This window comes from Pseudomonas campi, from assembly GCF_013200955.2.
GTDB lineage: Bacteria > Pseudomonadota > Gammaproteobacteria > Pseudomonadales > Pseudomonadaceae > Aquipseudomonas > Aquipseudomonas campi.
On record NZ_CP053697.2, the window covers coordinates 3,122,483 to 3,146,274 of the forward strand.

Consider the following 23,792-nt stretch of genomic DNA (forward strand, 5'->3'; position numbering starts at 1 on the left):
TCGCGGGCGCACAGACGGGGCCACTCAGCGCGCTCAGGCTCGGGGCTCAACCGTCGCGGACGGTTCTCAATCGGGAGTACCACCATGGATCGTTATTGCCACAACGTCTCGGGTTTCTTCCCCCAGCGCGCGCCGGCCGAAAGCACCCTGGTGCAACTGATTCAACGTGGTTTGCACAACGAAGACCTGCAGATCTTCACCGGCGACAGCCATGCCCCGCCCGCCCCCACACCCCAGCGGCGCAGCAATGGCGTACTCAAGGACATACTGATCGTGGGTGCCATCGGCGCCGGCATCGGTATCGGCCTGGGCGCCGCGGTGGAGGTCATGCTGATCGCCAACGACATCAACCTGTTCACCGCCAGCCCGCTGCTGGCACCGCTGATGCTGCTGGGCTGGGGCGCGTTCATCGGGGCTTTTCTCGGCAGCGCGATTGCTGCGGCGCGGGGCTCGGGCAAGCATGCTGGGCGTTTCGCCGAACTGATCAGCGGGGCGATCACTCATGGTGATGTGGTGCTGGTGGCAAAAACCCACAACGAGCAGGAAACCAGCATCGCCCGTGAAGTGATCAAGGCATCGGCAGGCGAATTCAAGGACATCGACATGGTCATCACACCGCGCGAAGTCCGCCTCGAATAGTGGGGAGTAACGCCCCGCCTGCGCGTATGCGCAGGCATGGGCGGCGTTCAGATACGCCCGAGCAACACCAGAATGATCAGGATGATGACTACCAGGCCCAAGCCACCGCTGGGCGCGTAGCCCCAGCTGCGACTGTGTGGCCAGGCCGGGATGGCGCCGATCAACAGCAGGATCAGGACGATCAGCAGTATGGTACCCAAGCTCATGGGATTCCCCTTGCAGCGTGAAGGAATGGACGGGTTTAGCAGGCGTTGCAGCAGTGCTCTACATGCCCACAGCATGGGCGCAAGCCGCCCGGTCGATCTGTACGCCGTCGCACACACAGGGACTCTTTCACTCGACGGCAGCGCCCTGTTGCAGCGCCTGCTGGCGCTCGATCTCCTGCTGCTTCATGGCCAGGTAGTCCGCCCGCTCCAGCTCGTGCAGCTGCCGTGGATAACGCTCGACGCCGCTGTGCCAGTCGTTCAAACGCTGCTCCTGGCGCGCCTTGGCAGGCAGCGCCAAAGCGCCCAGGTAGGCATCCACCGCCAGGTAGTAGCGCATGGTGTTGCGCTCGACCACGCCGCGCATGTCGCCCTGGTAGACCGGCTCGCCGCTGGCGGTCTGGCCGATGATGCTGAAGCCGACCTTGTCGCGCCCGGTGGTGGCCAGGTAGCCCTGCATGGCCAGGCTGGCCGCGGTGCCGTAGCGGTAGGCATAGGACAGGTGGAGAAAGCTGCGCTGCTCATCCAGCGCCAGCACTTCGAGGACGATGCGGTAGTCGCTGGTACCCAGCGGCCCCTCGGCGGCCTGCAGCGCCACGCGCAGGTAGTCGGCCGTCGCGACCTGGACCTGGTAGCGAAACTCGAACGGGTAGGCAGCGGCCAGCGGTTGATCGAACTTGCGCCCGACGTGCAGCGTGAGTACGGCCTGCGCGCCCGCCGCCGAGGCGTGGCAGCCCTTGACGTTGAGGTGCAGGATCAGCAGCTCGCACCACTGTTCGATACCTTGCAGCGCCGGGCCGGCCTGGGCGAAGGGCTGGGCCACTTCGGCGTAGATATCGCCCTGCAGCTGGTTGTCGGTCTGGGTGGATTCCAGGTACAGCGGACGCTGGAACTGGTTGCTCGCCAGTTGCGCCGCCAGCGCCTGGTGGCGGGCACGCAGGGTCGGCGCATCGGCCGCCTGCAACAGACTGGTCGGGGCACACAGCAGCATCAGGCACAGCAGGCGGGTCGGGGTCATAGCCAGTATTCCCAGAGGCGGGCGAACAGTTCCTGGGCGCGCACCTGATAGGCACGCTCCTGCCAGGTCGCCAGGGTGATTTCACGCGACTGGGCCAGATCGGCGCGAAAGGCCGCGCGCATCTTTTCGCCGAAGTCGCTGCCGAGCACCACGGCGTTGACTTCCTGGTTGTGCAGGAAGCTGCGCCAGTCGAGGTTGGTCGAGCCGACGGTCGACCAGACGCCATCGATCACCGCGGTCTTCACATGCAGCAGCGCATCGTGGCGCTCGTACAGGCGCACGCCGGCCTGCAGCAGTTCGTCGTAGTAGGCGCGGCCGGCGTGGAACACCAGCCAGGAGTCGGTGCTGCTGGGCAGTACCAGGCGCACGTCGACGCCGCGCGCGACGGCCTCCTTGAGGGTGGCGAGCAGCTGCGGATCGGGCACGAAGTAGGCGTTGGTCAGCCAGATTTCGCTCTGTGCACTGCGCAGGGCGGAGATCAGGGTGACGTAGATCAGGCTGTAGGGATCGTCCGGCGAACTGCCGATGGCGCGCACCACCTCCTTGCCGCGCGGCTCCGTCGGCGGGAAGTAATGCCGCGCCAGCAGCGGCGGGCCACGTTGCTTGGCCCAGGTGATGATGAACAGTTTCTGCAGCTCGCCGACCACCGGGCCCTCCAGGCGCAGGTGGGTGTCGCGCCAGGGCAACCCTTGCTCGGGGTCAGCCTGGCTGCCCAGGCGCAGCGAGCTGCCGGAGTACACGCTGCTGATATTGACCCCGCCGAGAAAGGCGATGCGGCCATCGACGATCAGCAGTTTGCGGTGGTCGCGCTGGTTCATCTCCCAGCCGGCCTTGGCCGTCAGCGGGTTGACCGGGTTGAACTCGACGATCTGCACACCGGCCTCGCTCAACTCCTTGAAGAACGCTTGCGGCGTACCCAGGGTGCCGACGCTGTCGTGAATCAGGTTGACCTGCACCCCGGCGCGCTGCCGGGCGATCAGCGCCTGGGCGAAACGCTGGCCAACCTCGTCGCCGTCGAAGATATAGCTTTCCAGGTTGATATGGTCGCGGGCGGCGTCGATCGCCGCGAGCATCGCCTGGTAGGTGTTCGGTCCGTCCTGCAGCAAGTCGACCCGGTTGCCGGTCAGCAGCGGGCTGCCGCTGATCGACTCCTCGATAGCCAGGTGCAGGTCGAAGATATGGGTCGGCGCGCCGCTGGCCTGCAAGCGCTCGAGGATGGCCTTGCTGCGGGCGGCCGACAGCGGCCCGTTGCTGCCGTCCAGGGCCACGGGCGGCGGGTTGTGCGCCATGTCTGGCACCAGGGTCGGCAATACGCTGCACGCCGCCAGCTGCGCCAGGCACAGCAGTGCGGGCAGCAGCCTCAAGCAGCCGGTGCTGGACATGCAAAACCCTCCGAACAATGGAGGGCTATGGAGTTAGCGCGACCCGGCCGGCAAGGCCCGGTGCGTGACAGCAGCCTCTCCCGAGAATCGCTACAAACGGATCGCCACGCCGCCTATACGACGGCGTGATGACCCCGCAGCAAGGCTGCGCTGCGTTAAAACATCAGCTCTTTGGACTGCACGCTTTTCACCCCGCGCACGTTCTGCGCGAGTTCGATCGCCAGGTCGCGCTCGGCACCGTTATTGACCTGACCGCTGAGGCTGACCACGCCATTGTTGGTGGTGACATCGATGGCCGTACCGGCCACATTGCTGGAGTAGAGCAGGGTCGACTTGACCTTGGTGGTGATCCAGCTGTCGGATATGTCGTCGCCGGCTTCATCGGCCATGTTCTTGCCGCTTTCGGCCATGGTGGGCTTCAGCGCATTGACCTTGATCTGGTTATCCACCGCGACTACCCCTTGGGTATTCTTCGCGATGCGCCCGGCCAGGTCACGCTCGGCGGCAGTCTGAGCCGTGCCGCGCAGGGTCACCCGGCCATACTTGGTATCGACATTGGTGGACATGCCGTCGGTACTCTTGCCCCACATCAGTTTCGACTTGATGGCCGCGGTGATGCTGGCGTCATCGATAGTCTCGCCGAAGCTGCGTTCAGTGCCGGGCTTGGCCGGCTGGTAGTCGGCATCGACGACGATCTGGTTGTCGACCTCGGTGATGCCCTTGACGCCCAGGGCGATCTCGTTGGCCAGGTCCTTGTTGACGTCTTCGGCGACATGGCCGGTGAGCGTAGCCTTGCCGTTTTCCACCGTGACCTTGAGGTCATTGGCGCGCAGGTAAGGGCTCAGCGCGTAGGTGGTCCAGATCTGGGTTTCCTGGCGGGCATTGGTGACTTCCTGGGAAGCCGTGGCCGCGATGGCGCCAAAGCTGGTAGTGCCTAGCGCCATGGCAATGGCGGCGGCGAGCAATAGTTGGCGCGGTTGCTTGATCATGTTCATGGTGTTTCTCCACTCGGGAAAAGACGTGATGCCTTGAGAGCAGTCAGGTGACTGTTCCCGACGAACCCGCGGGCCCACCGCTGTACCTGAGCACAACGGTGAAACGGGCTTACTTCAGCATTTGCATTTCTTGATGAAACTCTTGACCTGCTCATCCGCTTCTTCACGGGTGATGGCGTAGCGCTCCTGCACCAGGCCGGCGAGTTTCTGTGCATGACCTTCGGATTTCAGCAGCTCATCCTCGGTCAACTTGCCCCAGGCAATCTTGGCGGCACCAACCTGCTGCTGCCATTTGCCCTTGAGTTCGTCCGCGCTGGGCAGGCTCATGATTTTTTCGCCTCGTCAGCAGGCTTGGCCGCACGCGCCGGCGCACTGAGCGGGTCCTTGGCGAGAGGCTGCTGAGCCTGGCGGTTGTCATTGACGGGGCCCTTATTGCCGTCCTGCTTGTTCAGCGTATTGGCCCTGTAGAACGGCTGGGTGCTGCTGTTGCCGCCCTTCTGGGTAGGCGCAGCCGCTTTGCTCGGGCTGCCGGGAGTGCGTTGATCGATAGGCTTGTTCATGGTGACCTCTGTAGTCCTGAGCGCCGCGAAAATGCGGCAATCCGGGTAGAGGACAATGGCAGGCGGGGGGAAGGCTGTCGGTGCGCTACCGAGCTTAGAGCCGGCTTGCAATTCCACTGACACGAGCGGCGGTGAAAGCACAGGCCAGCTTTGTAGGGTGGATAACGCTCTGCTTATCCACCCTGACGGCTGCCAGCGGCGAAGCAATGACTCACGCGGTAAGGGTCAGCAGGATGTCGGCATACCAGGTGCAATTGAGGCCCAGGGCTTCATCCAGGGCGAGGTCGCGCGTACCCAGATCGAGGCGCGCCGAATGCACGCCGAGCAGCAGCCAGGGCAGCTCGGCCTGCCCTGGCATGCGCATGACCACCGGCGCACCGCTGGTGCCACGGTGGGTGCGCGCATCGGTGAGGAAATAGCCCTGCCCCTGGAAGCGCAGACCGAACGAAGACGCCACCACCGCATGGCGCACCACGGGCATGTGGTGCAGGGTGTCGTGAAAGCCCAGGGGGAAACCCACCACCAGCAGCGATGTGCCGACCTCGACGGGCTGGTCGGCACGGGGCAGATGGTCCGGGGTGAAGGCGTAATAGATCATCGCCGCGGGCAGCGCCGCGCGCTCGATCTCGATCACCGCCACATCGATCTCGCCGGCGCCATCCTCGCCCTGGCGCCACAGGCTCTTGCCGTCGCGATACAGCGGAATGGAGAAGCCGGTGGACTGCGCCACGTTGTGCAGGTCGGTATGCACTTCGATCTCGATGCGATCGGGAAAGTGCTGGCTCGGCTCGTCGATCATCACGTGCCGGCTGGTGACCAGGAACAGGCGCTCGTCACGGGCGAAGAAGAAGCCGCTGGCACTGGTCAGCAGGTAACTGCCGTCGAAGGTGCTGATGCGCGCGGCAGTCAGCAGCAGGGATTCAATCTTTGCCATCAGGCCATACGCTCCAAGTCACTCATGCTTTATCGCGGCGCTGATACCAGCGCATCAGCGGCTCTACCGAAATCCCGTGCAGCACAATCGAGGCCGCCACCGTCAGCAGCGTCAGGCTGACCAACTGCTCGGCCAGTGCCCCGCTCACCCCTTGCTGCAGGGCAAACATCAGGTAGAACAGCGAACCAATACCACGAATACCGAACCAGCAGGTCATGCTGCGCTGACGCGGCAGCATGGCTTCGCCCAGGGTCCCGAGCAGCACCGCCACGCTGCGCAGCACCAGCAGCAACAGCGGAATGAACCAGAGCATGTTCAGGGTGGGCTGGGTGTAGGCCAGCATCGCCCCCACCAGCAGCACCAGCGCCAGCTCGGCGAGGCTTTCCAGCTGCTCATTGAACCCGTGCACCGCATGGCTCATGGCCTCGCTGGCATGGTGCGAATGAGCTGCCAGCTCCTCCTCGCTGTGCCCGCGCTGCCGCGGCGCCGCACCGAGGGAGGCGGTGCCGCGCTGCGGCTGCTCCTTGACCCGCTGCAAGGCCAGACCGGCGGCGAACACCGCGAGAAAGCCGTAGGCCAGGCACAGTTGCGCGGCACCATAAGCCACGGCGATCAGGCCGAGCGAGAGAAATTCGTCGAGGCCCAGCGCCAGGTGGTGACGGGTACGCAGGTAGACCACCAGCTTGCCGATCAGTGCCCCGGCCAGGGCGCCGATCAGCAGGCCGGCGAAGGTAGCCCAGAGCAGGTCGATGAGCCACCAGCGCCAGCCGCCCGCGCCCAGTTCATGCAGCCCGAGCAGGCCGAGGCCGAGCATGACAAAGGGAAAGGCCGTGCCATCGTTGAGACCGCCCTCGCCCGACAGGCTGAACCGCAGACGATCCGGATGGGCACTGAGTTGGGTTTGCACCCCGGAAGCCAGCACCGGATCGGTCGGCGCGAGGATCGCCCCAAGCAGCACCGCGCCGCCCAGCGACAGGCCCAGGCCCCAGACGCCGACCAGGGTGATCAGGCCGACGGTGAGCGCCATGGAGACAAAGGCCAGGCGCAGCGGCAGCAACCAACGGCGATTGCGCAAGGGCACCGCGCCCATATTCAGGCCGACATTGAACAGGGAAATCAGCACCGCCAGCTCGGCAGCCCAGAGCAGCAGCGTGACATGCGCAGCCGGGTCCAGGCGCAGCACCGCCAGCCCCAGCGGCCCCAGCGCCACCCCCACCGCCAGGTAGACCATGGCACTGCTGAGCAGCAGGCGGGCCAGCAGCGTGCGCACCAGCACCATGCTGATCAGCAGTACGCCCAGCAGGAAAAACCAGAAGGCGACGGACATGGCGCAAGGCTCTGGAAAAAGGGGAACAGCTGTCCCGAGCATCCGCCTAGTGGGCGCGCTTTGCTATCGATGCTTTACCGCCGACGGTCGAACAGATTGACCACCAGGCGATCCAGCCAGCCCCACAGGCGCTGGCGGAGACGACTGAGCAACGGGCGCTGGTGCCAGTCCTGCAGGGTGACTTCCCGGCTGGCGGCGAAATCGCTGACAAAGCACTCGGCGACCTCGCCACTGAACGCCGGGTCGAGGGCCTCCAGGTTGGCGTCCAGGTTGAAGCGCAGGTTCCAGTGGTCGAAGTTGCACGAGCCGACGCTGACCCAGTCGTCGACCAGCACCATCTTCAGGTGCAGGAAGCGCGGCTGATACTCGAAGATGCGCACCCCAGCCTTGAGCAAACGCGGGTAGTAGCGCTGGCCGGCGTAGCGGATCGGCGGATGGTCGGTATGCCGGCCGGTGAGCAGCAGGCGCACCTCCACGCCACGGCTGGCGGCCTTGACCAGGTAACGTCGGACCTTCCAGCTGGGCAGGAAATACGGGGTAGCCAGCCAGATGCGCTGCTTGGCACGACTCACACTGCGCAACAGCGACTGGGCGATATCGCGGTGCTGACGGGCGTTGGCATAGGCCACCCGGCCCATGCCCTGCCCCGCCTGCGGGCTGGGCGGCAGATGGGCCAGCCCGGAGTTGCCATCGGCGCGCCAGGGCTGGCGCCCCTCGCTGGCCAGCCACTGGAAATCGAACAACAGCAGCCAGTGCGCCACCAGCGGCCCCTCGATGCGCACCATTACCTCATGCCAGGCACTGCTGCTGGCGAGCGGGTCCCAGAACTCATCGGTGGCGCCGGTGCCGCCGACAAAGGCGACGCGCTCGTCCACCAGCAGGATCTTGCGGTGATCGCGGTACAGGTTGCGTACCCCGCGCCGCCAGCGCAGCGGGTTGTACAGGCGCAGTTCGACACCGGCGCTGGCCAGGCGCTGGCGCAATACCTTGCCAAAGCCCAGGCAGCCGAAGTCGTCGAACAGGCAATGCACCGCCACGCCACGCCGCGCCGCATCGACCAGGGCGCTGACCAGGGCCTCACTGCAGCGACCGTCTTCGGCCAGATACAGCTCCAGCGCCACCCGCCGTTCGGCGGTGGCAATGGCCGCCAGCATGGCGGGAAAGAACGCCGGCCCGTCGACCAGCAGCTGAAAGTGGTTACCACCTTTCCAGGGGAAAATGCTGCCCGTCATCGCGCGGTGAAAATCAGCACGGCTCCCACCGGCACCGACAGGCTGATGGCTGACAGCCGCGCCGTCTTGCGCAGGGCCTCGACGCCATCGGCCAGGCCGAACTCATCGGCATGCAGCACCAGTGGCGCCAGGGTCACCACCTGAAAGCGCCGGTCATCCAGGCGGGTGGCCAGCAGTTCGACCATGTAGCCGTGCTTGCGCCCGCTGATTTCCACCTGGATCGGCAGGCTCAGCTCCAGCTGCGCGCCGGGCGCCAGGTCGGTGATCGGCGCCAGGCCGAGCTGGGCCATGATCTTCGCCTCGGGGAAGGTGTCGACCTGGAACAGCAGATTACGCAGACGTTCGTCGCGCACCGGGATGCCGGTGCTCACCGACTCCAGTTCCACGCGCAGGCGCACCGCGCCCTTGGCATCGACCTTGCCGTGCAGGGTGAGGAAACGGTGCACCTCGGAAAGGTTGCCGGCCTTGGTGGAAATGAACGACAGGCGCGAGGACTCGTTATCCAGGTACCAGTCGGCCTGCGCCGGCAGGGCCAGGCAGGCGGCTATCAGAAAGGCATAGAGCTTGGACATGGGCTCACTGGGCTTGGCTGTTTCAGCGCAACGATAGCGGCCCGGGCCAGCAATGCAAAGCCTGCCGGCCCGGCGTTTGCGCTGTTTTGAGCCTGTTCAAGGGCTCGCGAGCTAGAGCCAGGCAAGGCGGAATCGGGCGAAGAAGCGCAGTTTACAAGCTGTAAATGAGCATGACTCGTTCCACTCGCCCTTCGGGTCGCGCTGCCGCGCGTTAGCCGCAAGCGGCTTTCTGAGCCGATTGACCAGCCTGCGGCTGTTACTGCGTTGCAACGCAGCATGGCCGACGCGCAGCAGCCTTTGAACAGGCTCAAGGCAGCGCAGCGGCCTGGGGCTGTAATTGACAGCCTTCGCGCACCCCGAGCCACAGTGCCGTGTGGCTGCTGCCCAGGCTGCGGGCGGTTACCTGCTTGCCGGCGGCATCGTCGAGGAAGTCGCTGAGCGGCAGGTACTGTTTGATGTAGCCGGTGCAATAGTCGGCCGGGTTGCCAACCACGTAGCGGCAGGAGCAGTACTCCTTGGCCGAGTAGGCGCCGATGATGCCGGGGAAAGCCGCCAGATGGACGCGGTTGCTCCAGCCGAGCAACGCCAGGATCAGCAGTGCCAACAAACCAACGGCAAGAAACGGATGGCGCTTGATCATGGCTGTTCTCCGGCGAAAGCGGCCAGGGCCCGCTTGAGCAATTCGTTGTGCTGGTAGCTGCGGTCACGGTCATCGGCGTAACGCACGATCACCAGCTTCTGCTCGGGCAGCACATACAGCCCCTGGCCCCAGTGGCCGAGGGCGGCGAAGGTGGTTTCCGGCGCGTCCGGCCAGGGTTGGGCGCTCTGCGGCAGGGCCACGTTGAGCCACCACTGGCCACCTGGCACGGCGCCATTGGGTTTCTGCGGATCGGGCTGGTAGTTGGCGAACGGCGTGCGGTTGAACGCCACCCAGGACGCCGGCAGCAGCTGGCGTTCGCCCCAGCGACCGTCGCGCTGCATGAGCAGGCCGACACGGGCCAGGTCGCGGGCACTCAGGTAGGCGTAGGACGAAGCAACCAGGGTGCCGCTGGCGTCGCGCTCCCAGGTCGCCGAGGTGATGCCCAGCGGCTCGAACAGCGCGGTCCAGGGATAGTCGCGATAGCTCAGCTCACCGAGCATCTGCTTGAGGGCCGCAGACAGCACATTGCTGTCACCGCTGGAGTAGCGAAAGCGCGTGCCGGGTACGGCATCCAGCTCATGGGTGGCGGCGAAGGCGGCGCTGTCACCGCGGCCACGGGTGTAGAGCATGGCCACCACCGAAGACCTCAGCGGCGCGTATTCGTAGCCTTCCTGCCAGTCGAGGCCCGAGGCCCAGTTGAGCAGGTGGCCCATCTTCACCGCCGGGTGCTTGGCGAACGGCGGATAGTGCTGCGCCACCGGGTCATCCAGTTTGAAGCGGCCTTCGCCGTAGGCCACGCCGAGCACACTGGCGAACAGGCTCTTGCTGATCGACCAGGCCAGGTGCGGGGTCTGCGCATTGTTCGGCCCGGCATAGCGCTCGTAGACCAGCACGCCATCCTTGATCACCAGCAGCGCATCGGTGCGCACACCCAAGCGGCTGCTGTCATCACGGGCGGGAAAGGCGTAAGCCTCCAGCGCGTCGAGCGCGGAGCTCGGGGTGACTGGCTGGCTGGACCAGTCGGCAGCCGGCCAGCTTTCGGCCAGCGCCTGGCTAGCAGCCAGCACGCAGAGGCCAGCCAGGCTCAGGCGACGCATCAGGGCAAGGGACATCGGGCGTTCTCGCGGCAATCGAAAGCCGCGACCCTAGCACGGGTCAGGTGACAGATAACATGGCCGCTGCGACCGAAATGGGCTCAATCGGGCAAGCGATAGTCTTCCTGGGTCAGCAGATCCAGGCCGCAGTCCAGGCGCTCGATCCAGTCGAGGAAGGCATTGATCATCGCCTCGCCGACAAAGGGCCGGCCGTGTTGCGGCACGATCATCGCCACGTTCATCTCGCGCACCATCTGCGCCCAGAAGCGGCAGGCCTTGTTGCTGGCCATGTAGCGGCGGTGGAAGCCGGCCATGTTGGGGATGTGGTTGACGAAGTCGTGCACCGGGCTGGCGTCGTCGACCATCGAGGCGCCCATGTCGCCAGAGAAGAGGATGCGGCTGACCGGGTCGTACAGCTGGAAGTTGCCCACCGAGTGCAGAAAATGCGCCGGCACGGCCTGCAGCTTGCACTTGCCGAGCGTGAACGACTGGCCGCGATCCGGCAGGGCGATGATGCGGTCGTAGGTGTTGATGCCATGGCTCAGCGCCAGGTAGTTGGCCGTCAGGTGCGGCAGAAAGCGCGCCCACAGCTTGGAGCAGATCACCCGCGCCTTGGTGTGCAGCAGCCACTTGTCCAGCGAGGCGATGATGTCCGGGTCCTGGTGCGAGGCGAAGATATAGGTCAGCGACTGCACCGGGATGTGCTTGGACAGCTCCAGCGACAGCGGCGTATAGGTCAGGTCACCGCCCGGATCGAGCAGCAGGTACTGCTCGTTGTCGGTGATCAGGAACTGGTTGGATTGCACACCTTCGCCGCTGACCAGGTCATCGAACATCAGGCATTGGTGAGTGCCGTTATCAAACAGCACGATGGGCTCGCGGCGCATGGAAACCTCACAGGAAAAACGCGAGGCGACCATAGTCGAAAGCCCTGTGACGCTTACTGACCTGGATCAAGCAGGGGTTCACCGTCGGCTGGGTGACTCTCGGCTCATCGACCACCATCAGCTCGCTAGATCGGCACAGCTCGATCCACCTGACTAAGGCTTTGCGATACGCAGCACTGCAACTCAAGCAGACCGTAGGGTGGATGACGCTCTGTTCATCCACCACTACACCGCTCGGTGGATCGGTGAAGCGTGATCCACCCTACAACTGCGGTGCGTTGGGTGGATGACACCTTATTCATCCACCACAACCACTGCTCGGTGGATCGGTGAAGCGCGATCAACCCTACTACTGCAGTGCGTAGGGTGGATGACGCTTTCTTCATCCACCACAACCACTGCTCGGTGGATCGGTGAAGCGCGATCAACCCTACTACTGCGGTGCGTAGGGTGGATGACGCTTTCTTCATCCACCACAACCACTGCTCGGTGGATCGGTGAAGCGCGATCCACCCTACAACTGCAGTGCCGCCAACGCCTTCTCCAGGCGCTTTTCGCGGGCCGTGCGGGCGATTTCCAGCAGGTTGCGATCACGCTGCCACAGTGCCGCCCACTCGGCCGGGCCGCCAGCCATGGCGGCATCGACCTCGCCACGCAGGGCGGCGAACTGGGCAAACAGCCCGGCCAGCAACACATGGCTGGCCGGGGTGCTCGGGCAGTGTCGCGCCACCTCGGCGCAACCGCCGAGCAGGCCCAACAGTCGCAGTTGCAGGGCCTGCGGCCAGGCGCTGTCCTGGCCCACGCCGAACAGCCAGGCAGTCACGGCAGTCAGCACGTGCACGTCTTCGATACTGCGGAAGGGCTTCACGTAGGCATCCCAGCCATCGCCGGGCAGCAGCTCGCACAGCGCGTGGTCCAGGTGCAGGCGGGCGTGGCCGATATCGGGCATCAGCGGCAACGCCGGCAACGGCTCGATGCGCACCCCTGGAGCGCCATTGCGCGCCACGCCCAGAGCCAGGCGCGGCGGGCTGCCGGCCTCCTCACAGCGCGCCGCCACTAGCAACCAGTCGGCGGCCTCGGCGGCGGTGACGAAATCCTTGCGCCCGGACAGGTGCAGATCAGTGAGGCGCGTGCTCATGTCCGCCGGGCGGGTGCTCTTGTTCTCGGTCACACACAGCGCGCCCAGCGACCAGGGCGCCGCCGGCCACAGGGCGCGCAACGCGGCCTGGTAACCGGCCAGAAAGGCCAGCCCCGGCGTCGCCGCCAGACGTCCTCCGAGCACAGCCAGGGCGAATGGCGTGGCCTCACCGACCCGTTCCAGCAAGGCGGCGTACCAGCTTTCCAGATCACTGGCTGGCAGGCGATCGCGGGTTTGCAGCAAGGGTTGCCAAGGCATGGAGGGACTCCTAGTTATCGAATCGACGCTGAGCGGCGGGCACTACTGAAACGTGCTGTCACGCAAGCATCACCAAAGCTTCACGGAGGTGACACCGGCGCTTCCTAGCCTGAGCTTGCCCAACAAAGTCGACTGGCCGCAACTCTTTGAAGGCCGGCTTACGGAGGCTACATGATGACCGAGAGCGCACGCACCCGCGACACCACTGCCGAACGCCGTCTGCACGCCGAACGCCTGCTCGGGGCCGATGCCCTGCGCGAGGCCCAGGCTCTGCGCTACAGCGTCTTCAGCAGCGAATTCGACGCCAAGCTAAATGGCGCCGAGCTCGGCCTGGACATGGATGACTATGACCCGCACTGCCAGCACATCGGCGTGCGCGACCTCAACAGCGGCCGCCTGGTGGCCACCACCCGCCTGCTCGACCACCACGCCGCGGCCAGCCTGGGCCGTTTCTACAGCGAGGAAGAGTTCTGCCTGCACGGCCTGGCTCATCTCGAAGGGCCGGTGCTGGAACTGGGCCGTACCTGCGTCGACCCGGCCTACCGCAACGGCGGCACCATCGCCGTGTTGTGGAGCGAGCTGGCCGAAGTGCTCAACGAAGGCGGCTACCGCTACCTGATGGGCTGCGCCAGCATCCCCATGCAGGACGGCGGCATCCAGGCCCAGGCGATCATGCAGCGCCTGCGCGAACGCTACCTGTGCAATGAGCACCTGCGCGCCGAACCGAAGAAACCGCTGCCGAGCCTGGATGTGCCGAGCAACGTCATCGCCGAGATGCCGCCCCTGCTCAAGGCCTACATGCGCCTGGGCGCGAAGATCTGCGGCGAACCTTGCTGGGACGAGGACTTCCAGGTAGCCGACGTGTTCATCCTGCTCAAGCGCGACGAGCTGTGTCCGCGCTATGCCCGCCACTTCAAGGCCGCGGTCTGAGAACCTGTCCCGGATCTCTTGATCGTCGGCCATGCTGCGTTGAAATCGGACTCGGAAAGCGGCTTGCCGCTAACGCGCTTTAGCGCGACCCGGAGGGCGAGTGAAGCGAGTACTGCTCATTTACACTTCGTAAACTCCGCGTCCTCGCCCGATTTATTCGCTGGCGCTTACCCTTCGGGCCAGCCTTTGGCTGTTACTCCCGATGGTCGTTGCGCCTTGCCTGGCTCTAGCTCAAAAGACCCGAAACAGGTTTCAGGCCCTCGCTTCCCTCACACGAGAGCCACGATGAACCGACTTCGTATCTATCTGCGCCTAACCCGTCTGGCCGCCGTGCTGATGCTCGGCCTGCTGCTGGCCAGTGGCGTCGCCCTGGCCGAGCGCCTGCGCCGCCACGACCTGCTCGGCCTGCGCCAGCGCCTGACCTGCTGGTTCCTGCGCCGCCTGAGCAATGCCCTGCCCTTCGACGTCGAGGTGCAGGGCACGCTGCCCAGTGAGCCGATGCTGTGGCTCAGCAACCATGTGTCATGGACCGACATCCCGCTGCTCGGCCAGCTGCTGCCGCTGTCCTTCCTGTCCAAGGCCGAGGTGCGCACCTGGCCGCTGGCCGGCTGGCTGGCGCACAAGGCCGGCACGCTGTTTATCCGCAGAGGCTCAGGAGATAGCGCCCTGCTCGCCCGCCAGCTGCAGCGCTATCTGCAGGGCGGCCATGCGCTGCTGATCTTCCCCGAGGGCACCACCACCGACGGCCAGCAGGTGCGCACTTTCCACGGCCGCCTGCTGACCGGCGCCATCGAGGCCGGCATGCCCGTGCAACCGGTGGCGATCCGCTACCTGCGCGACGGCCAGACCGACCCGATCGCACCCTTTATCGGCGACGACGACCTGCCCTCGCACCTGCTGCGTCTGTTCGCCAGCCAGCGCAGTACGGTGCAGATCCAGCTGCTCGAACCGATCGCCAGCCACGGCCTGGAACGCAACGCCCTGGCCCGCCAGGCGCAGCGTGCGGTGCAAGTGGCGTTGTTCGGCGAGATCGAAGAGCGCGAGCAGGCAGCGGCGTAGGGTGGATCACGCTTCACCGATCCACCGGACGGTGCATTTGGTGGATGAACAGAGCGTCATCCACCCTACGAGCCCTACGCAGTGGAAGGCTTGCAGTTAAGGTAGGGCGGGTGAAACCCGCGTAGCGAGCAACGCGGGTTTCACCCGCCCTACGCCTCAGAGCCTCCTACCCACGGCTGAACCTGCGTACGGGCAAACGCCCGCAGCTCGGGATAGAAGGCGCGGAAATCCTCCTGCAACGGCTCATACAGGCGCTCCAGCTCGGCCATCGCCCCATTCAGCAGTTGCGGGCGCGACAGGCGCCGGCTCATGCCCCACAGCACCTGCTCCAGCACGGCGAAATCGCGGTAGCTGCCCAGCCAGTCCTGTTGCGCCATGCGCGGCGCGATATGTGCCAGGCGCGCGGGCAACTCAGGCTGTTCGGCCAACACGGCATAGACCCGCGCGGTGAACTGCGGCAGCGGCTCGGCGGCATAGTCGTGCCAGTGGCGGGCCAGGCAATGGTCGAAGAACAGGTCGATCAGAATCCCCGAGGTACGCCGGCGCTCGGCCGGGAAGCGCGCACGGGCTTGCGCGGTCAGCGGGTGGCTGTCGGTAAAGACATCAATGCGCCGGTGCAGGCGGATGGCGGCCTCGATCTCTGGCGGGAAGCGCCCCTCCAGCCGACCTTTGACGAAGTCGCCATACAGGCTGCCCAGCAGTTGCGCGGGCTGGTCGCCGCCCAGATGCAGATGGGCCAGGTAGTTCATGGCGCGGGCACGGCGAGCTGGCCGTTGCGCCAGGCATTGGGCGTCATGCCCAGCCAGCGGCGGAAGGTGCGGCTGAAGTTGCTGGTGTCCTGGTAACCCAGGCGCTCAGCCACCGCCTCGACGCTCAGCGGAGTGTTCAGCAGCAGCCAGCAGGCCAGTTCCTGGCGCACCTCGTCGAGCAGCTGCTGGTAGTTGCCACCCTCGTCGCGCAGGCGGCGGATCAGCGTGCGTTCGGACAGGTGATACTCGTCGGCCAGCTGGCCCAGGGTCGGGTAGCGTCCCTCGCAGGCCAGCAGTCGCAGCTGCACGCGGGTAGTCCAGTCGCCGCCTTCGCGCACGCCGAGCAACTGGTGTTCGCAGTCGCGCAGGGCGATGCGCGCGGCCTGCGGGTCGGCACTCAGGCTCGGCCGATCCAGCCACGCCAGCGGCAGGCTGACGCTGTAGCAGTCGGCAGCAAAGTCCACGCCGGGGCCGAGCAGCTCGCGGTAGCGCGCGCCCCAGGCGGGCTCGGCGAAGGGAAAAGTGAAACGCAGCTCGCCCACCGGCAACGTGCCGCATACCGCCTCGAGCAGACGCAGAAAGGTGCCGGCGATGGTCGCCAGGATGTGCTCGCGCACATCGCCCAGATCGAACTCCTCGTCGGCGCGCACGCAATAGCGCTCGCCTTCCAGGTAACCGGTCAGGCGCAGGCTGCTCAGGCGCAACACGCTGAAGCGTTCGAGCACCTGCAACACGCCTCGCAGATCGGCGCAGGCCAGGGCCGCATAGCCGACCGGGCCGTGGGCGGAAACCTGGGTCGCGCAGCCCACCTGCAGGCCCAGCCAGGGGCAGTCGGTGAGCTGCACGGCACGCCGCACCAGGCGCTGCACCTGGGCGAAGTTGAGGGAGCGGTTGTCGCTGTGCAGCTGGGCCCAGTCCAGCCCGGTACCGAGCAGGATCTGCGCCTCGTCGAAGCCACGCTGGCACAACGCGGCGCACAGCAGCCGCGCGTAGATCGGGTGCAGGCAGGGTTGCAGCGGCGAGACGGTCGAGCTCATGGAGTGATCCAGCACCAGCCAGTCGAGCTGTCACCATATGACGATTATTTGCCCGGCACAACGGTACGTCATCTTCCCGCACAGGCGCACTCTGGCTACAGGTCAAAGAACCTCTGGAGATAACAAGATGACGACCCTCGTTCCCACCCCGGCCATGGATCAGCCCTACCGCGACCGCAAGCGCTACCTGTGGCTGATGTCGCTGTTCGTCCCCACCCTCGGCCTGCTCGGCCCGGCGTTGTACCTGCTGGTTTCGGCCAACGTGTTCTGGCTGTGGCTGTCGCCCGCGTTCTTCTATTTCGGCATCCCGCTGCTCGATGCGCTGATCGGCGAGGACCAGAGCAATCCGCCGGAACAGGCGGTGCCGGGCCTGGAAGCCGACGCCTACTACCGCTGGATCACCTACCTGCTGGTGCCGCTGCTGTGGCTCGGTTTCATCCTCAACGCGATGTTCGTCGCCACCCAGGCGCTGCCCTGGTACGGCGTGCTGGCGATGATCATCTCCACCGGCGGCGGCCTGGGTTTCGCCATCAACCTGGGCCACGAGATGGGCCACAAGAAGAGCGAACTGGAGCGCTGGCTGGGCAAGCTGGCACTGGCGTTGTGCTGCTACGGACACTTCTTCGTCGAGCACAACCGCGGCCATCACCGCGACGTGGCCACGCCTGTGGACCCAGCATCCTCGCGCATGGGCGAACACATCTACCGCTTCCTCCTGCGTGAGATGCCCGGTGGTTACCGCCGCGCCTGGCAACTGGAGAAGGAGCGCCTGGCGCGCTGCAACAAATCGGTGTGGAGCCTGGACAACGAGGTACTGCAGCCGGCGCTGATCAGCCTGGTGCTGTATGGAGGCCTGCTCGCCGTGTTCGGCCTGGTGCTGCTGCCCTACCTGCTGCTCACGGCCTTCTGGGGCGGTTTCCAGCTGACCTCGGCCAACTACCTGGAACACTACGGCCTGCTGCGGCGCAAGCTGGACAACGGCCGCTACGAGATCTGCCAGCCGCACCATTCGTGGAACAGCAACCACCTGTTCTCCAACTGGGCGCTGTTCCACCTGCAACGGCATTCCGACCACCACGCCCACCCGACCCGGCGCTACCAGTCGCTGCGCAACTTCGCCGATGTGCCGCGCCTGCCCAGCGGCTACTTCGGCATGTACCTGCTGGCCTACTGCCCGCCGCTGTGGTTCCGCGTAATGAACCCGCGCCTGCTGGCGGCGGTGCACGGCGATGCGTCGCGGATCAACTTTCAGCCCGGCCTGCGCGAGCAGCTGATGCAGCGCTATGGCCTGCAGGAGCACGCGGCATGAGCCAGTACCAGTGCCCGGAATGCGGCTACCGCTACGACGAGAGCCATGGCGAACCCCATGAAGGCTACGCGCCTGGAACCACTTGGGAGGAACTGCCGGACACCTTCACCTGCCCGGACTGCGCGGTGCGGGTGAAGGCGGACTTTTCCAAGCTGGAGGACTAGCACGCAGTCCTTCTCCCCTCTTCTGCTGCAGCGAATTTATTCGTAAGCGTGGCGGCCCAGTGCTGCCGGCTATCGCGAATCAATTCGCTGCCAGCATGCGCCTGCCTGCACTACCCACGCCGATCGCATCAGCCCTGTCGATAATCAGTATCGGCGCAAACGATCCCCATATCGGACTGAGCCGATATAGAGTTCGTCCCATCTCGATATACCGGTAACCCGCGCCATGGATACCCCGCTCGACCTCGACGAAATCATCAAGGCCCTGGCCCATCCCGTACGCCGGGAGATCCTGCAGTGGCTGAAGGAGCCGCAGAAGCATTTCGCCGACCAGGAACACCCGCTGGAATTCGGCGTCTGCGCCGGCAAGTTCGAACGCTGCGGCCTGTCGCAGTCGAGCGTGTCGGCCCACCTCGCCACCCTGCAGCGGGCCAACCTGGTGACCAGTCGTAAGGTCGGCCAGTGGAGTTTCTTCAAGCGCAACGAGGAGGTCATTCAGGCCTTTCTGAAAGACTTCAGCACTCAACTCTAAACGCCCAGCCTGCCCCGCCAGGCCAATCCGTTCACCTCGTTTCAGGAGCCGGCCCATGCCGCTTTCGCTTCTCGTCCTCGCTTTGTCCGCGTTTGCCATCGGCACCACGGAATTCGTCATCATGGGCCTGCTGCCGGAGGTCGCCGCCGACCTCGGCGTGAGCATTCCCGGCGCCGGCTGGCTGGTCACCGGCTACGCCCTCGGCGTGGCCATCGGTGCGCCGTTCATGGCCATGGTCACCTCGAACTGGCCGCGCAAGGCCGCCCTGCTGGCACTGATGGGCATCTTCATCCTCGGCAACCTGCTGTGTGCCACGGCCGGCGACTATGAGCTACTGATGATCGCCCGGGTGGTCACCGCCCTCTGCCACGGCGCCTTCTTCGGCATCGGCTCGGTGGTCGCCGCCAGCCTGGTACCGGAAAACCGCAAGGCTTCGGCGGTGGCGCTGATGTTCACCGGCCTGACCCTGGCCAACGTACTCGGCGTGCCGCTGGGTACCGCCCTCGGCCAGTATACCGGCTGGCGCTCGACCTTCTGGGCAGTGACGGCCATCGGCGTGCTGGCCCTGATCGGCCTGTGGCGGGTGCTGCCGGCCAAGCGCGACGAACAACCAGCCGACCTACGCAGCGAGCTGGCGGCCTTGCGTGGCCTCGGCTTCTGGCTGGCGCTGTCCACCACCGTACTGTTCTCCGCCGCGGTGTTCGCCCTGTTCACCTACATCGCCCCGCTGCTCGGCGAAGTCACCGGCGTGTCGCCTAGCGGCATCACCTGGAGCCTGCTGCTGATCGGCCTCGGCCTGACCCTGGGCAACCTGCTCGGCGGCAAGCTGGCCGACTGGCGCCTGGCGACCACCCTGTGCGGTGTGTTCATCGCCCTGGCGCTGCTCTCCAGCCTGTTCAGCTGGACCAGCCAGGCGCTGATCCCGGCCGAGATCACCCTGTTCCTCTGGGCCACCGCCGCCTTCGCCGCCGTGCCGGCGCTGCAGATCAACGTGATGACCTTCGGCCAGGCCGCGCCGAACCTGGTCTCGACCCTGAATATCGGCGCCTTCAACCTGGGCAACGCCCTCGGCGCCTGGGTCGGTGGCCTGGTCATCAGCCAGGGCCTGGGCCTGAGCAGCGTGCCGCTGGCCGCCGCCGTGCTGGCCGGCCTGGCCCTGCTCGCCACTCTGCTGACCTTCTCTGTCGGCAACGCCTCTGGCGCTGCCATCGCCGTCCCCAACTGACCCACCCGCGGAGATCCATCCCATGCCCACACTCTTCGACCCCATCAAGATCGGCGACCTCGAACTGCCGAACCGCATCATCATGGCCCCGCTGACCCGTTGCCGCGCCGACGCAGGCCGCGTGCCCAACGCGCTGATGGCCGAGTACTACGTGCAGCGCGCCTCGGCCGGGCTGATCATCAGCGAGGCCACCTCGGTCATGCCGATGGGCGTCGGCTACCCGGACACCCCCGGCATCTGGTCCGACGCTCAGGTGCGTGGCTGGCACAACGTGACCAGCGCCGTGCATGCCCACGGCGGGCGCATCGTCCTGCAGCTGTGGCACGTCGGGCGCATCTCCGACCCGCTGTACCTGGACGGCGAACTGCCGGTGGCGCCGAGCGCGATCAAACCGGCCGGGCATGTCAGCCTGGTGCGACCGATCAAGGACTTCGTCACCCCGCGCGCCCTGGAAACCGAGGAAATCGCCGAGATCGTCGAGGCCTACCGCAGCGCGGCGGAAAACGCCAAGGCCGCCGGTTTCGACGGTGTGGAAATCCACGCGGCCAATGGCTACCTGCTCGACCAGTTCCTCCAGGACAGCACCAACCAGCGCAGCGACCAGTACGGTGGCAGCCTGGAGAACCGCGCGCGCCTGCTGCTGGAAGTCACCGATGCGGTGCTCGGCGTATGGGATGCCGGCCGCGTCGGCGTGCACCTGTCACCGCGTGCGGACCTGCACGACATGGGCGACGGCAACCGCGCCGAGACCTTCGGCTATGTCGCACGCGAACTGGGCAAACGCCAGATCGCCTTTATCTGCGCCCGCGAGCGGATCGACGACGACAGCCTGACCCCGCAGCTCAAGGAGGCCTTCGGCGGCGTGTTCATCGCCAACGAGCGCTTCACCAAGGCCCAGGCCAACAGCTGGCTGGTCGAGGGCAAGGCCGATGCGGTGGCGTTTGGCGTGCCCTATATCGCCAACCCGGACCTGGTCGAGCGCTTGGCCAGTGACGCAGCGCTGAACGAGGCGCGTCCGGAACTGTTCTACGCCCAGGGCCCGGCGGGCTATATCGACTATCCGCGGCTGTGATGGCCGACTGAAACGGAAGAGCCCCGTAGCTGCGGCAATGCGGTTTATTGAAGAAAGCGCCGCGATTTCGCCCAGGAATCGCGGCGTTTTTCTGCGCACGACCAACTGTAGGAGCGAGCTCTGCTCGCGAACGGGGCACCCCATAAAGCTTCGCGAGCAGAGCTCGCTCCTACGGTCTGGGGCTTTACCTGCCTCCATAGCGTTGCAACGGTTCTTTCAGACAGTCGTAGCCCGGATGCAATCCGGGAAGCAGGCCGCTCCGCTCCCGGATTGCATCCGGGCTACCACGGCGATCTCCGACTGAAACGAAAAAGCCCCGCCGATGCGGGGCTTTTTTCATGCAGCAAACACTCAGCGGGCGTTGATCTGCTGCTGCAGATTCTGCACCTGAGACTGCAGGGTGCTGATGTTGCGGGTCATCTGCGCGCGGAAGGCGTCGAACTCGGCGGTGTTCTGCGTCGGCGCCGGGCGGTTGTCCAGCTCGCTGCGCAGCACCAGCAGGTCCTGTTCCAGACGGCCGATGGCCTGGCTCGGGTTGCCCTGCTTCTTCAGCGTTGCGATATCGCCACTCAGGCTCTTCAGCTGACCTTCCAGCTTGCCGACCCCGGCCAGGCCGGTCTTCTGCTCGCTGGCCAGTTTCTCCAGCTGGCTGTCGAACTGACCGGTCACCGTCTTCTGGCTCTTCAGCTCAGTGGCCAGTTGCTCGATGCGCTTGCCCTGACCCGTCTGCTGGACCGCGACGTTCTGCTGCGATTTGCCCAGCTCAGCCAGCTTGTTCTCCAGCTGCTTGACCCGCAGCTTGAGCTGCTCGGTGTCGGTGGTGACGCTGGACTCGGTGGCCACTACCTTGCCGGAGATGTCCTTGATACGCCCGTCGGCATCTTCGCTGATCTTGACGAAGCTCTCCTGGGTCGCCACCACAGACGCATCTATCCGGGAAATCTGTTGCAGGCTCCACCAGCTGAGCGCGCCCAGAGCGATGGTCAGGGCGCCGACCAGCGCCCACAGCGCACCGGTGCCGCCGGAAGACTTGGCCGGCGCAGCCTGGACGCGGCCGTGGTGTGGCTGGGCATGATCGGCTGGCGCCGCATGCACCGGTGCGAAATCGTCCTGGTTACGCCCTCCGGCGGTCAGGCTGGGGATATGGTCGAGTTCGTCGCGAGCATCGTTGCGCATGGGTAAACCTTCAGGGAAAAGCACGGCGGCAAAAAACAGAGTCGGCAGTATACCGGTTACTGGACCCGCCTTCAGCGTCGCGCCAGACGAGTGCAACCTGCACCAGCCGCGGGCAGTTGCAACCACCAGACAACGTGACAAGCCGCACAGTTCGTGGCGTTGCGCAGCTGGTACGGCCCTTGCTAAAGCTCTGGCGGGGAACTGCAAAAGCGCCGCCGGACCATTCGGCTGGCAAGGTTCAACTGTCTGGGGGAAGTGCTATGGAACTCAACAAGGCCGTACTGGACTGCATGCAGGCACTGCGTCGACGCCTGCGCGACGAACTCTGCGTGGATATCCGCCTGAGCCAGCCGGACGCGGTGGAAGCCATGCTGATGGCCTGCCTGCGCTCCTCCGACCAGGAAACCCGCAACCTGGGTATCCGCCTGGCGGAAATGAGTGACTTCCAGAGCCAGGCCAAAGTGAGCGAACCGAGTGTTCCGGCCCAGCAGTACCGCGGCCATGTGCGCTCCATCGACCACGTCACGCCCGTCGCTGCCGCAGCCCCGGTGGTGCGCGAGGAAGAAGCCCCGCGTGGGTCGGTGCGCATGTACCGCGGCCAGCGCGTCTACGCCTGAGAGCCGGCTCACGACCGCCGTAGGGTGCGCCGTGCGCACCGCCCATCACGCCCAGGCCCGTGGTGCGCGCAGCCTGCCAGCGGTGGTAAAAGTCCGTGAAGAGCATCCGACGACCAGCCTGGGTATTCGCTGTGACTGGACGAGCCTGACGCCACGCGCTACAAGCTAGGCAGACCGCTCCCCATCACAGGAGACCGCAATGAGTTCACGCCCGGCCTGGCTCGATTGCCTCGATGCACAGCCGCCCGCCTTGTTCGAAGCCGCCCTGTGCATCGCCGCCGAACACGATGCCCAACTGCAGCCTGCAGCGATCCTGCGTGACTTCGCCAACCTGCGCCAACAGGTGCAAGCCGGCTTGCCCAACCTGCCTGCGGGCGAGCTGGCCCAGCCGCTGCTGCGCCGCCTCAACGAGCTGGATTTCCACGAAGACGACGACCTGCCCACCCGCCCCCAGGCCGCCCTGCTGCACCGGGTGCTGCAGCGCCGCCGTGGGCAACCGCTGTCGCTGGCGCTGATCGCCCTGGAGCTGGCCCGGCAACTAGAGATTCCGCTGCACGCGGTGAATTTTCCCGGTCACCTGCTGCTACGCGTGCCCGGCGCCGACCACCTGCTCGACCCCTGCAGCGGGCGCCGCCTGTACCCGCGGGACTGCCGTGAACTGCTGCAGCGCGTTGCCGGCCCGGCCGCCGAACTCAACGCCGGCCATCTGCTGAGCTGCGACGCCCGCGCCCTGCTGCTGCGCCTGTCGCGCAACCTGTGCCATCTGCATGGCGCCGCGGGCGAGCCTCTGGCCGCGCTCAAGGATGCCGAACGGGTGCTGCAACTGGCGCCACCGAATGTCACCGACCACCTGGTGCGGGCGATGATCTATCGCGAGCTGGACTGTCCGCAGGCCGAGCGCTTCGACCTCGAACGCGCCCTGCTGCTGTGCGACGACCCGCAGGAAAGCCTGCGCCTGAGCCAGCGTCTGCACGAGCTAGAGCGCTCGCCGGCATTGCACTGACGAGGGTCTGGACAACCCGGAAAACTCTCGGCTTAATCGG

Annotated in this window: 27 protein-coding genes; 10 read left to right on the forward strand and 17 right to left on the reverse strand. The window is 65.8% G+C overall.

Annotated elements, in window-relative coordinates:
* Window positions 1–84 precede the first annotated feature (84 nt).
* Window positions 85–639: a hypothetical protein gene (locus HNE05_RS14520; protein WP_173208642.1), complete on the forward strand. Its 555-nt coding sequence runs from the start codon at window positions 85–87 to the stop codon at window positions 637–639.
* A 47-nt stretch (window positions 640–686) separates the two neighbouring features.
* On the opposite strand, the gene HNE05_RS14525 is transcribed toward HNE05_RS14520, so the two are convergent.
* The 14 genes from HNE05_RS14525 to HNE05_RS14590 all read right to left on the reverse strand — a co-directional run bounded on the left by HNE05_RS14525 (window position 687) and on the right by HNE05_RS14590 (window position 12,879).
* Window positions 687–845 (reverse strand): DUF3309 family protein, encoded by a 159-nt coding sequence (locus HNE05_RS14525; RefSeq protein ID WP_173208644.1) that lies wholly within the window; start codon window positions 843–845, stop codon window positions 687–689.
* A 127-nt stretch (window positions 846–972) separates the two neighbouring features.
* On the reverse strand, window positions 973–1,860 hold the full coding sequence (locus tag HNE05_RS14530; protein WP_173208646.1) for a hypothetical protein: 888 nt from the start codon (window positions 1,858–1,860) through the stop codon (window positions 973–975).
* Window positions 1,857–3,242, reverse strand: coding sequence for a cardiolipin synthase (gene cls / locus HNE05_RS14535; protein WP_173208648.1), 1,386 nt, complete (start codon window positions 3,240–3,242; stop codon window positions 1,857–1,859). Before cls ends, HNE05_RS14530 begins: the two co-directional genes overlap by 4 nt.
* 155 nt (window positions 3,243–3,397) lie before the next feature.
* The gene (locus HNE05_RS14540) at window positions 3,398–4,237 is read right to left on the reverse strand and encodes a BON domain-containing protein (protein WP_240008763.1); all 840 of its coding nucleotides are present in this window, start codon (window positions 4,235–4,237) and stop codon (window positions 3,398–3,400) included.
* Window positions 4,238–4,351: 114 nt separating this feature from the next.
* Window positions 4,352–4,564 (reverse strand): CsbD family protein, encoded by a 213-nt coding sequence (locus tag HNE05_RS14545; protein WP_173208650.1) that lies wholly within the window; start codon window positions 4,562–4,564, stop codon window positions 4,352–4,354.
* Window positions 4,561–4,797, reverse strand: a complete 237-nt coding sequence (locus HNE05_RS14550) for a hypothetical protein (protein ID WP_173208652.1) — start codon at window positions 4,795–4,797, stop codon at window positions 4,561–4,563. The genes HNE05_RS14545 and HNE05_RS14550 overlap by 4 nt, the downstream gene beginning before the upstream one ends.
* A 211-nt stretch (window positions 4,798–5,008) precedes the next feature.
* The gene (locus HNE05_RS14555) at window positions 5,009–5,731 is read right to left on the reverse strand and encodes a S1 family peptidase (protein ID WP_173208654.1); all 723 of its coding nucleotides are present in this window, start codon (window positions 5,729–5,731) and stop codon (window positions 5,009–5,011) included.
* Between the two features lie 22 nt (window positions 5,732–5,753).
* Window positions 5,754–7,058 carry a cation:proton antiporter gene (locus HNE05_RS14560; protein WP_173208656.1) on the reverse strand — a complete coding sequence of 435 codons (1,305 nt, stop codon included), beginning with the start codon at window positions 7,056–7,058 and terminating at the stop codon, window positions 5,754–5,756.
* Between the two features lie 74 nt (window positions 7,059–7,132).
* Window positions 7,133–8,290: a phospholipase D-like domain-containing protein gene (locus tag HNE05_RS14565; protein ID WP_173208658.1), complete on the reverse strand. Its 1,158-nt coding sequence runs from the start codon at window positions 8,288–8,290 to the stop codon at window positions 7,133–7,135.
* Entirely contained in the window at window positions 8,287–8,862 is a 576-nt protein-coding gene (locus HNE05_RS14570) for a YceI family protein (protein ID WP_173208660.1), read from the reverse strand. Before HNE05_RS14570 ends, HNE05_RS14565 begins: the two co-directional genes overlap by 4 nt.
* Before the next feature lie 307 nt (window positions 8,863–9,169).
* Window positions 9,170–9,502 (reverse strand): amidase, encoded by a 333-nt coding sequence (locus HNE05_RS14575; protein ID WP_173208662.1) that lies wholly within the window; start codon window positions 9,500–9,502, stop codon window positions 9,170–9,172.
* Window positions 9,499–10,614: a serine hydrolase domain-containing protein gene (locus HNE05_RS14580; RefSeq protein ID WP_173208664.1), complete on the reverse strand. Its 1,116-nt coding sequence runs from the start codon at window positions 10,612–10,614 to the stop codon at window positions 9,499–9,501. Before HNE05_RS14580 ends, HNE05_RS14575 begins: the two co-directional genes overlap by 4 nt.
* Window positions 10,615–10,697: 83 nt before the next feature.
* Entirely contained in the window at window positions 10,698–11,483 is a 786-nt protein-coding gene (locus tag HNE05_RS14585) for an oxygen-binding di-iron domain-containing protein (RefSeq protein ID WP_173208666.1), read from the reverse strand.
* Between the two features lie 514 nt (window positions 11,484–11,997).
* The gene (locus tag HNE05_RS14590) at window positions 11,998–12,879 is read right to left on the reverse strand and encodes an acyl-CoA dehydrogenase middle domain-containing protein (protein WP_173208668.1); all 882 of its coding nucleotides are present in this window, start codon (window positions 12,877–12,879) and stop codon (window positions 11,998–12,000) included.
* A 174-nt stretch (window positions 12,880–13,053) separates the two neighbouring features.
* Here HNE05_RS14590 and olsB point away from each other — a divergent pair, with 174 nt between their 5' ends.
* Window positions 13,054–13,809 (forward strand): L-ornithine N(alpha)-acyltransferase, encoded by a 756-nt coding sequence (gene olsB, locus HNE05_RS14595; RefSeq protein ID WP_173211689.1) that lies wholly within the window; start codon window positions 13,054–13,056, stop codon window positions 13,807–13,809.
* 285 nt (window positions 13,810–14,094) lie between these two features.
* The gene (locus tag HNE05_RS14600) at window positions 14,095–14,868 is read left to right on the forward strand and encodes a lysophospholipid acyltransferase family protein (protein ID WP_173208670.1); all 774 of its coding nucleotides are present in this window, start codon (window positions 14,095–14,097) and stop codon (window positions 14,866–14,868) included.
* Between the two features lie 149 nt (window positions 14,869–15,017).
* On the opposite strand, the gene HNE05_RS14605 is transcribed toward HNE05_RS14600, so the two are convergent.
* The gene (locus tag HNE05_RS14605) at window positions 15,018–15,617 is read right to left on the reverse strand and encodes an acyl carrier protein phosphodiesterase (RefSeq protein WP_173208672.1); all 600 of its coding nucleotides are present in this window, start codon (window positions 15,615–15,617) and stop codon (window positions 15,018–15,020) included.
* Window positions 15,614–16,654: an AraC family transcriptional regulator gene (locus HNE05_RS14610; protein WP_173208674.1), complete on the reverse strand. Its 1,041-nt coding sequence runs from the start codon at window positions 16,652–16,654 to the stop codon at window positions 15,614–15,616. Before HNE05_RS14610 ends, HNE05_RS14605 begins: the two co-directional genes overlap by 4 nt.
* Window positions 16,655–16,781: 127 nt before the next feature.
* Here HNE05_RS14610 and HNE05_RS14615 point away from each other — a divergent pair, with 127 nt between their 5' ends.
* From HNE05_RS14615 to HNE05_RS14635, 5 genes are all read left to right on the forward strand, one after another.
* Window positions 16,782–17,963 (forward strand): alkane 1-monooxygenase, encoded by a 1,182-nt coding sequence (locus HNE05_RS14615; RefSeq protein ID WP_173208676.1) that lies wholly within the window; start codon window positions 16,782–16,784, stop codon window positions 17,961–17,963.
* Window positions 17,960–18,127, forward strand: coding sequence for a rubredoxin (locus HNE05_RS14620; RefSeq protein ID WP_173208678.1), 168 nt, complete (start codon window positions 17,960–17,962; stop codon window positions 18,125–18,127). Before HNE05_RS14615 ends, HNE05_RS14620 begins: the two co-directional genes overlap by 4 nt.
* Before the next feature lie 226 nt (window positions 18,128–18,353).
* Complete coding sequence (locus tag HNE05_RS14625) at window positions 18,354–18,659, forward strand: ArsR/SmtB family transcription factor (RefSeq protein ID WP_173208681.1); 306 nt, start codon at window positions 18,354–18,356, stop codon at window positions 18,657–18,659.
* A gap of 55 nt (window positions 18,660–18,714) precedes the next feature.
* Window positions 18,715–19,884: an MFS transporter gene (locus tag HNE05_RS14630; protein ID WP_173208683.1), complete on the forward strand. Its 1,170-nt coding sequence runs from the start codon at window positions 18,715–18,717 to the stop codon at window positions 19,882–19,884.
* Between the two features lie 22 nt (window positions 19,885–19,906).
* The gene (locus tag HNE05_RS14635) at window positions 19,907–20,956 is read left to right on the forward strand and encodes an alkene reductase (RefSeq protein ID WP_173208685.1); all 1,050 of its coding nucleotides are present in this window, start codon (window positions 19,907–19,909) and stop codon (window positions 20,954–20,956) included.
* Between the two features lie 351 nt (window positions 20,957–21,307).
* Here the strand turns inward: HNE05_RS14635 and HNE05_RS14640 are convergent, their stop codons facing one another.
* Complete coding sequence (locus HNE05_RS14640; RefSeq protein ID WP_173208687.1) at window positions 21,308–22,132, reverse strand: ATPase; 825 nt, start codon at window positions 22,130–22,132, stop codon at window positions 21,308–21,310.
* 260 nt (window positions 22,133–22,392) lie between these two features.
* Between HNE05_RS14640 and HNE05_RS20685 the strand changes: the two genes are divergently transcribed.
* Both HNE05_RS20685 and HNE05_RS14650 read left to right on the forward strand, forming a co-directional pair.
* Window positions 22,393–22,749: a hypothetical protein gene (locus HNE05_RS20685; protein ID WP_173208689.1), complete on the forward strand. Its 357-nt coding sequence runs from the start codon at window positions 22,393–22,395 to the stop codon at window positions 22,747–22,749.
* Window positions 22,750–22,948: 199 nt separating this feature from the next.
* Window positions 22,949–23,752: a SirB1 family protein gene (locus HNE05_RS14650; RefSeq protein WP_173208691.1), complete on the forward strand. Its 804-nt coding sequence runs from the start codon at window positions 22,949–22,951 to the stop codon at window positions 23,750–23,752.
* Window positions 23,753–23,792 lie beyond the last annotated feature (40 nt).

What these genes read in the sequence shown, in the direction of transcription:
- HNE05_RS14585 (WP_173208666.1), bottom strand. Translation starts at nt 11,483, where the DNA reads ATGCGCCGCGAGCCCATCGTGCTGTTTGATAACGGCACTCACCAATGC.
- HNE05_RS14565 (WP_173208658.1), bottom strand. Translation starts at nt 8,290, where the DNA reads ATGACGGGCAGCATTTTCCCCTGGAAAGGTGGTAACCACTTTCAGCTG.
- HNE05_RS14560 (WP_173208656.1), bottom strand. Translation starts at nt 7,058, where the DNA reads ATGTCCGTCGCCTTCTGGTTTTTCCTGCTGGGCGTACTGCTGATCAGC.
- HNE05_RS14545 (WP_173208650.1), bottom strand. Translation starts at nt 4,564, where the DNA reads ATGAGCCTGCCCAGCGCGGACGAACTCAAGGGCAAATGGCAGCAGCAG.
- HNE05_RS14540 (WP_240008763.1), bottom strand. Translation starts at nt 4,237, where the DNA reads ATGAACATGATCAAGCAACCGCGCCAACTATTGCTCGCCGCCGCCATT.
- HNE05_RS14605 (WP_173208672.1), bottom strand. Translation starts at nt 15,617, where the DNA reads ATGAACTACCTGGCCCATCTGCATCTGGGCGGCGACCAGCCCGCGCAA.
- HNE05_RS14520 (WP_173208642.1), top strand. Translation starts at nt 85, where the DNA reads ATGGATCGTTATTGCCACAACGTCTCGGGTTTCTTCCCCCAGCGCGCG.
- HNE05_RS14625 (WP_173208681.1), top strand. Translation starts at nt 18,354, where the DNA reads ATGGATACCCCGCTCGACCTCGACGAAATCATCAAGGCCCTGGCCCAT.
- olsB (WP_173211689.1), top strand. Translation starts at nt 13,054, where the DNA reads ATGACCGAGAGCGCACGCACCCGCGACACCACTGCCGAACGCCGTCTG.
- HNE05_RS14640 (WP_173208687.1), bottom strand. Translation starts at nt 22,132, where the DNA reads ATGCGCAACGATGCTCGCGACGAACTCGACCATATCCCCAGCCTGACC.
- HNE05_RS14550 (WP_173208652.1), bottom strand. Translation starts at nt 4,797, where the DNA reads ATGAACAAGCCTATCGATCAACGCACTCCCGGCAGCCCGAGCAAAGCG.
- HNE05_RS20685 (WP_173208689.1), top strand. Translation starts at nt 22,393, where the DNA reads ATGGAACTCAACAAGGCCGTACTGGACTGCATGCAGGCACTGCGTCGA.
- HNE05_RS14620 (WP_173208678.1), top strand. Translation starts at nt 17,960, where the DNA reads ATGAGCCAGTACCAGTGCCCGGAATGCGGCTACCGCTACGACGAGAGC.
- HNE05_RS14525 (WP_173208644.1), bottom strand. Translation starts at nt 845, where the DNA reads ATGAGCTTGGGTACCATACTGCTGATCGTCCTGATCCTGCTGTTGATC.
- HNE05_RS14600 (WP_173208670.1), top strand. Translation starts at nt 14,095, where the DNA reads ATGAACCGACTTCGTATCTATCTGCGCCTAACCCGTCTGGCCGCCGTG.
- HNE05_RS14570 (WP_173208660.1), bottom strand. Translation starts at nt 8,862, where the DNA reads ATGTCCAAGCTCTATGCCTTTCTGATAGCCGCCTGCCTGGCCCTGCCG.
- HNE05_RS14650 (WP_173208691.1), top strand. Translation starts at nt 22,949, where the DNA reads ATGAGTTCACGCCCGGCCTGGCTCGATTGCCTCGATGCACAGCCGCCC.
- HNE05_RS14610 (WP_173208674.1), bottom strand. Translation starts at nt 16,654, where the DNA reads ATGAGCTCGACCGTCTCGCCGCTGCAACCCTGCCTGCACCCGATCTAC.
- HNE05_RS14635 (WP_173208685.1), top strand. Translation starts at nt 19,907, where the DNA reads ATGCCCACACTCTTCGACCCCATCAAGATCGGCGACCTCGAACTGCCG.
- cls (WP_173208648.1), bottom strand. Translation starts at nt 3,242, where the DNA reads ATGTCCAGCACCGGCTGCTTGAGGCTGCTGCCCGCACTGCTGTGCCTG.
- HNE05_RS14555 (WP_173208654.1), bottom strand. Translation starts at nt 5,731, where the DNA reads ATGGCAAAGATTGAATCCCTGCTGCTGACTGCCGCGCGCATCAGCACC.
- HNE05_RS14530 (WP_173208646.1), bottom strand. Translation starts at nt 1,860, where the DNA reads ATGACCCCGACCCGCCTGCTGTGCCTGATGCTGCTGTGTGCCCCGACC.
- HNE05_RS14580 (WP_173208664.1), bottom strand. Translation starts at nt 10,614, where the DNA reads ATGTCCCTTGCCCTGATGCGTCGCCTGAGCCTGGCTGGCCTCTGCGTG.
- HNE05_RS14615 (WP_173208676.1), top strand. Translation starts at nt 16,782, where the DNA reads ATGACGACCCTCGTTCCCACCCCGGCCATGGATCAGCCCTACCGCGAC.
- HNE05_RS14590 (WP_173208668.1), bottom strand. Translation starts at nt 12,879, where the DNA reads ATGCCTTGGCAACCCTTGCTGCAAACCCGCGATCGCCTGCCAGCCAGT.
- HNE05_RS14630 (WP_173208683.1), top strand. Translation starts at nt 18,715, where the DNA reads ATGCCGCTTTCGCTTCTCGTCCTCGCTTTGTCCGCGTTTGCCATCGGC.
- HNE05_RS14575 (WP_173208662.1), bottom strand. Translation starts at nt 9,502, where the DNA reads ATGATCAAGCGCCATCCGTTTCTTGCCGTTGGTTTGTTGGCACTGCTG.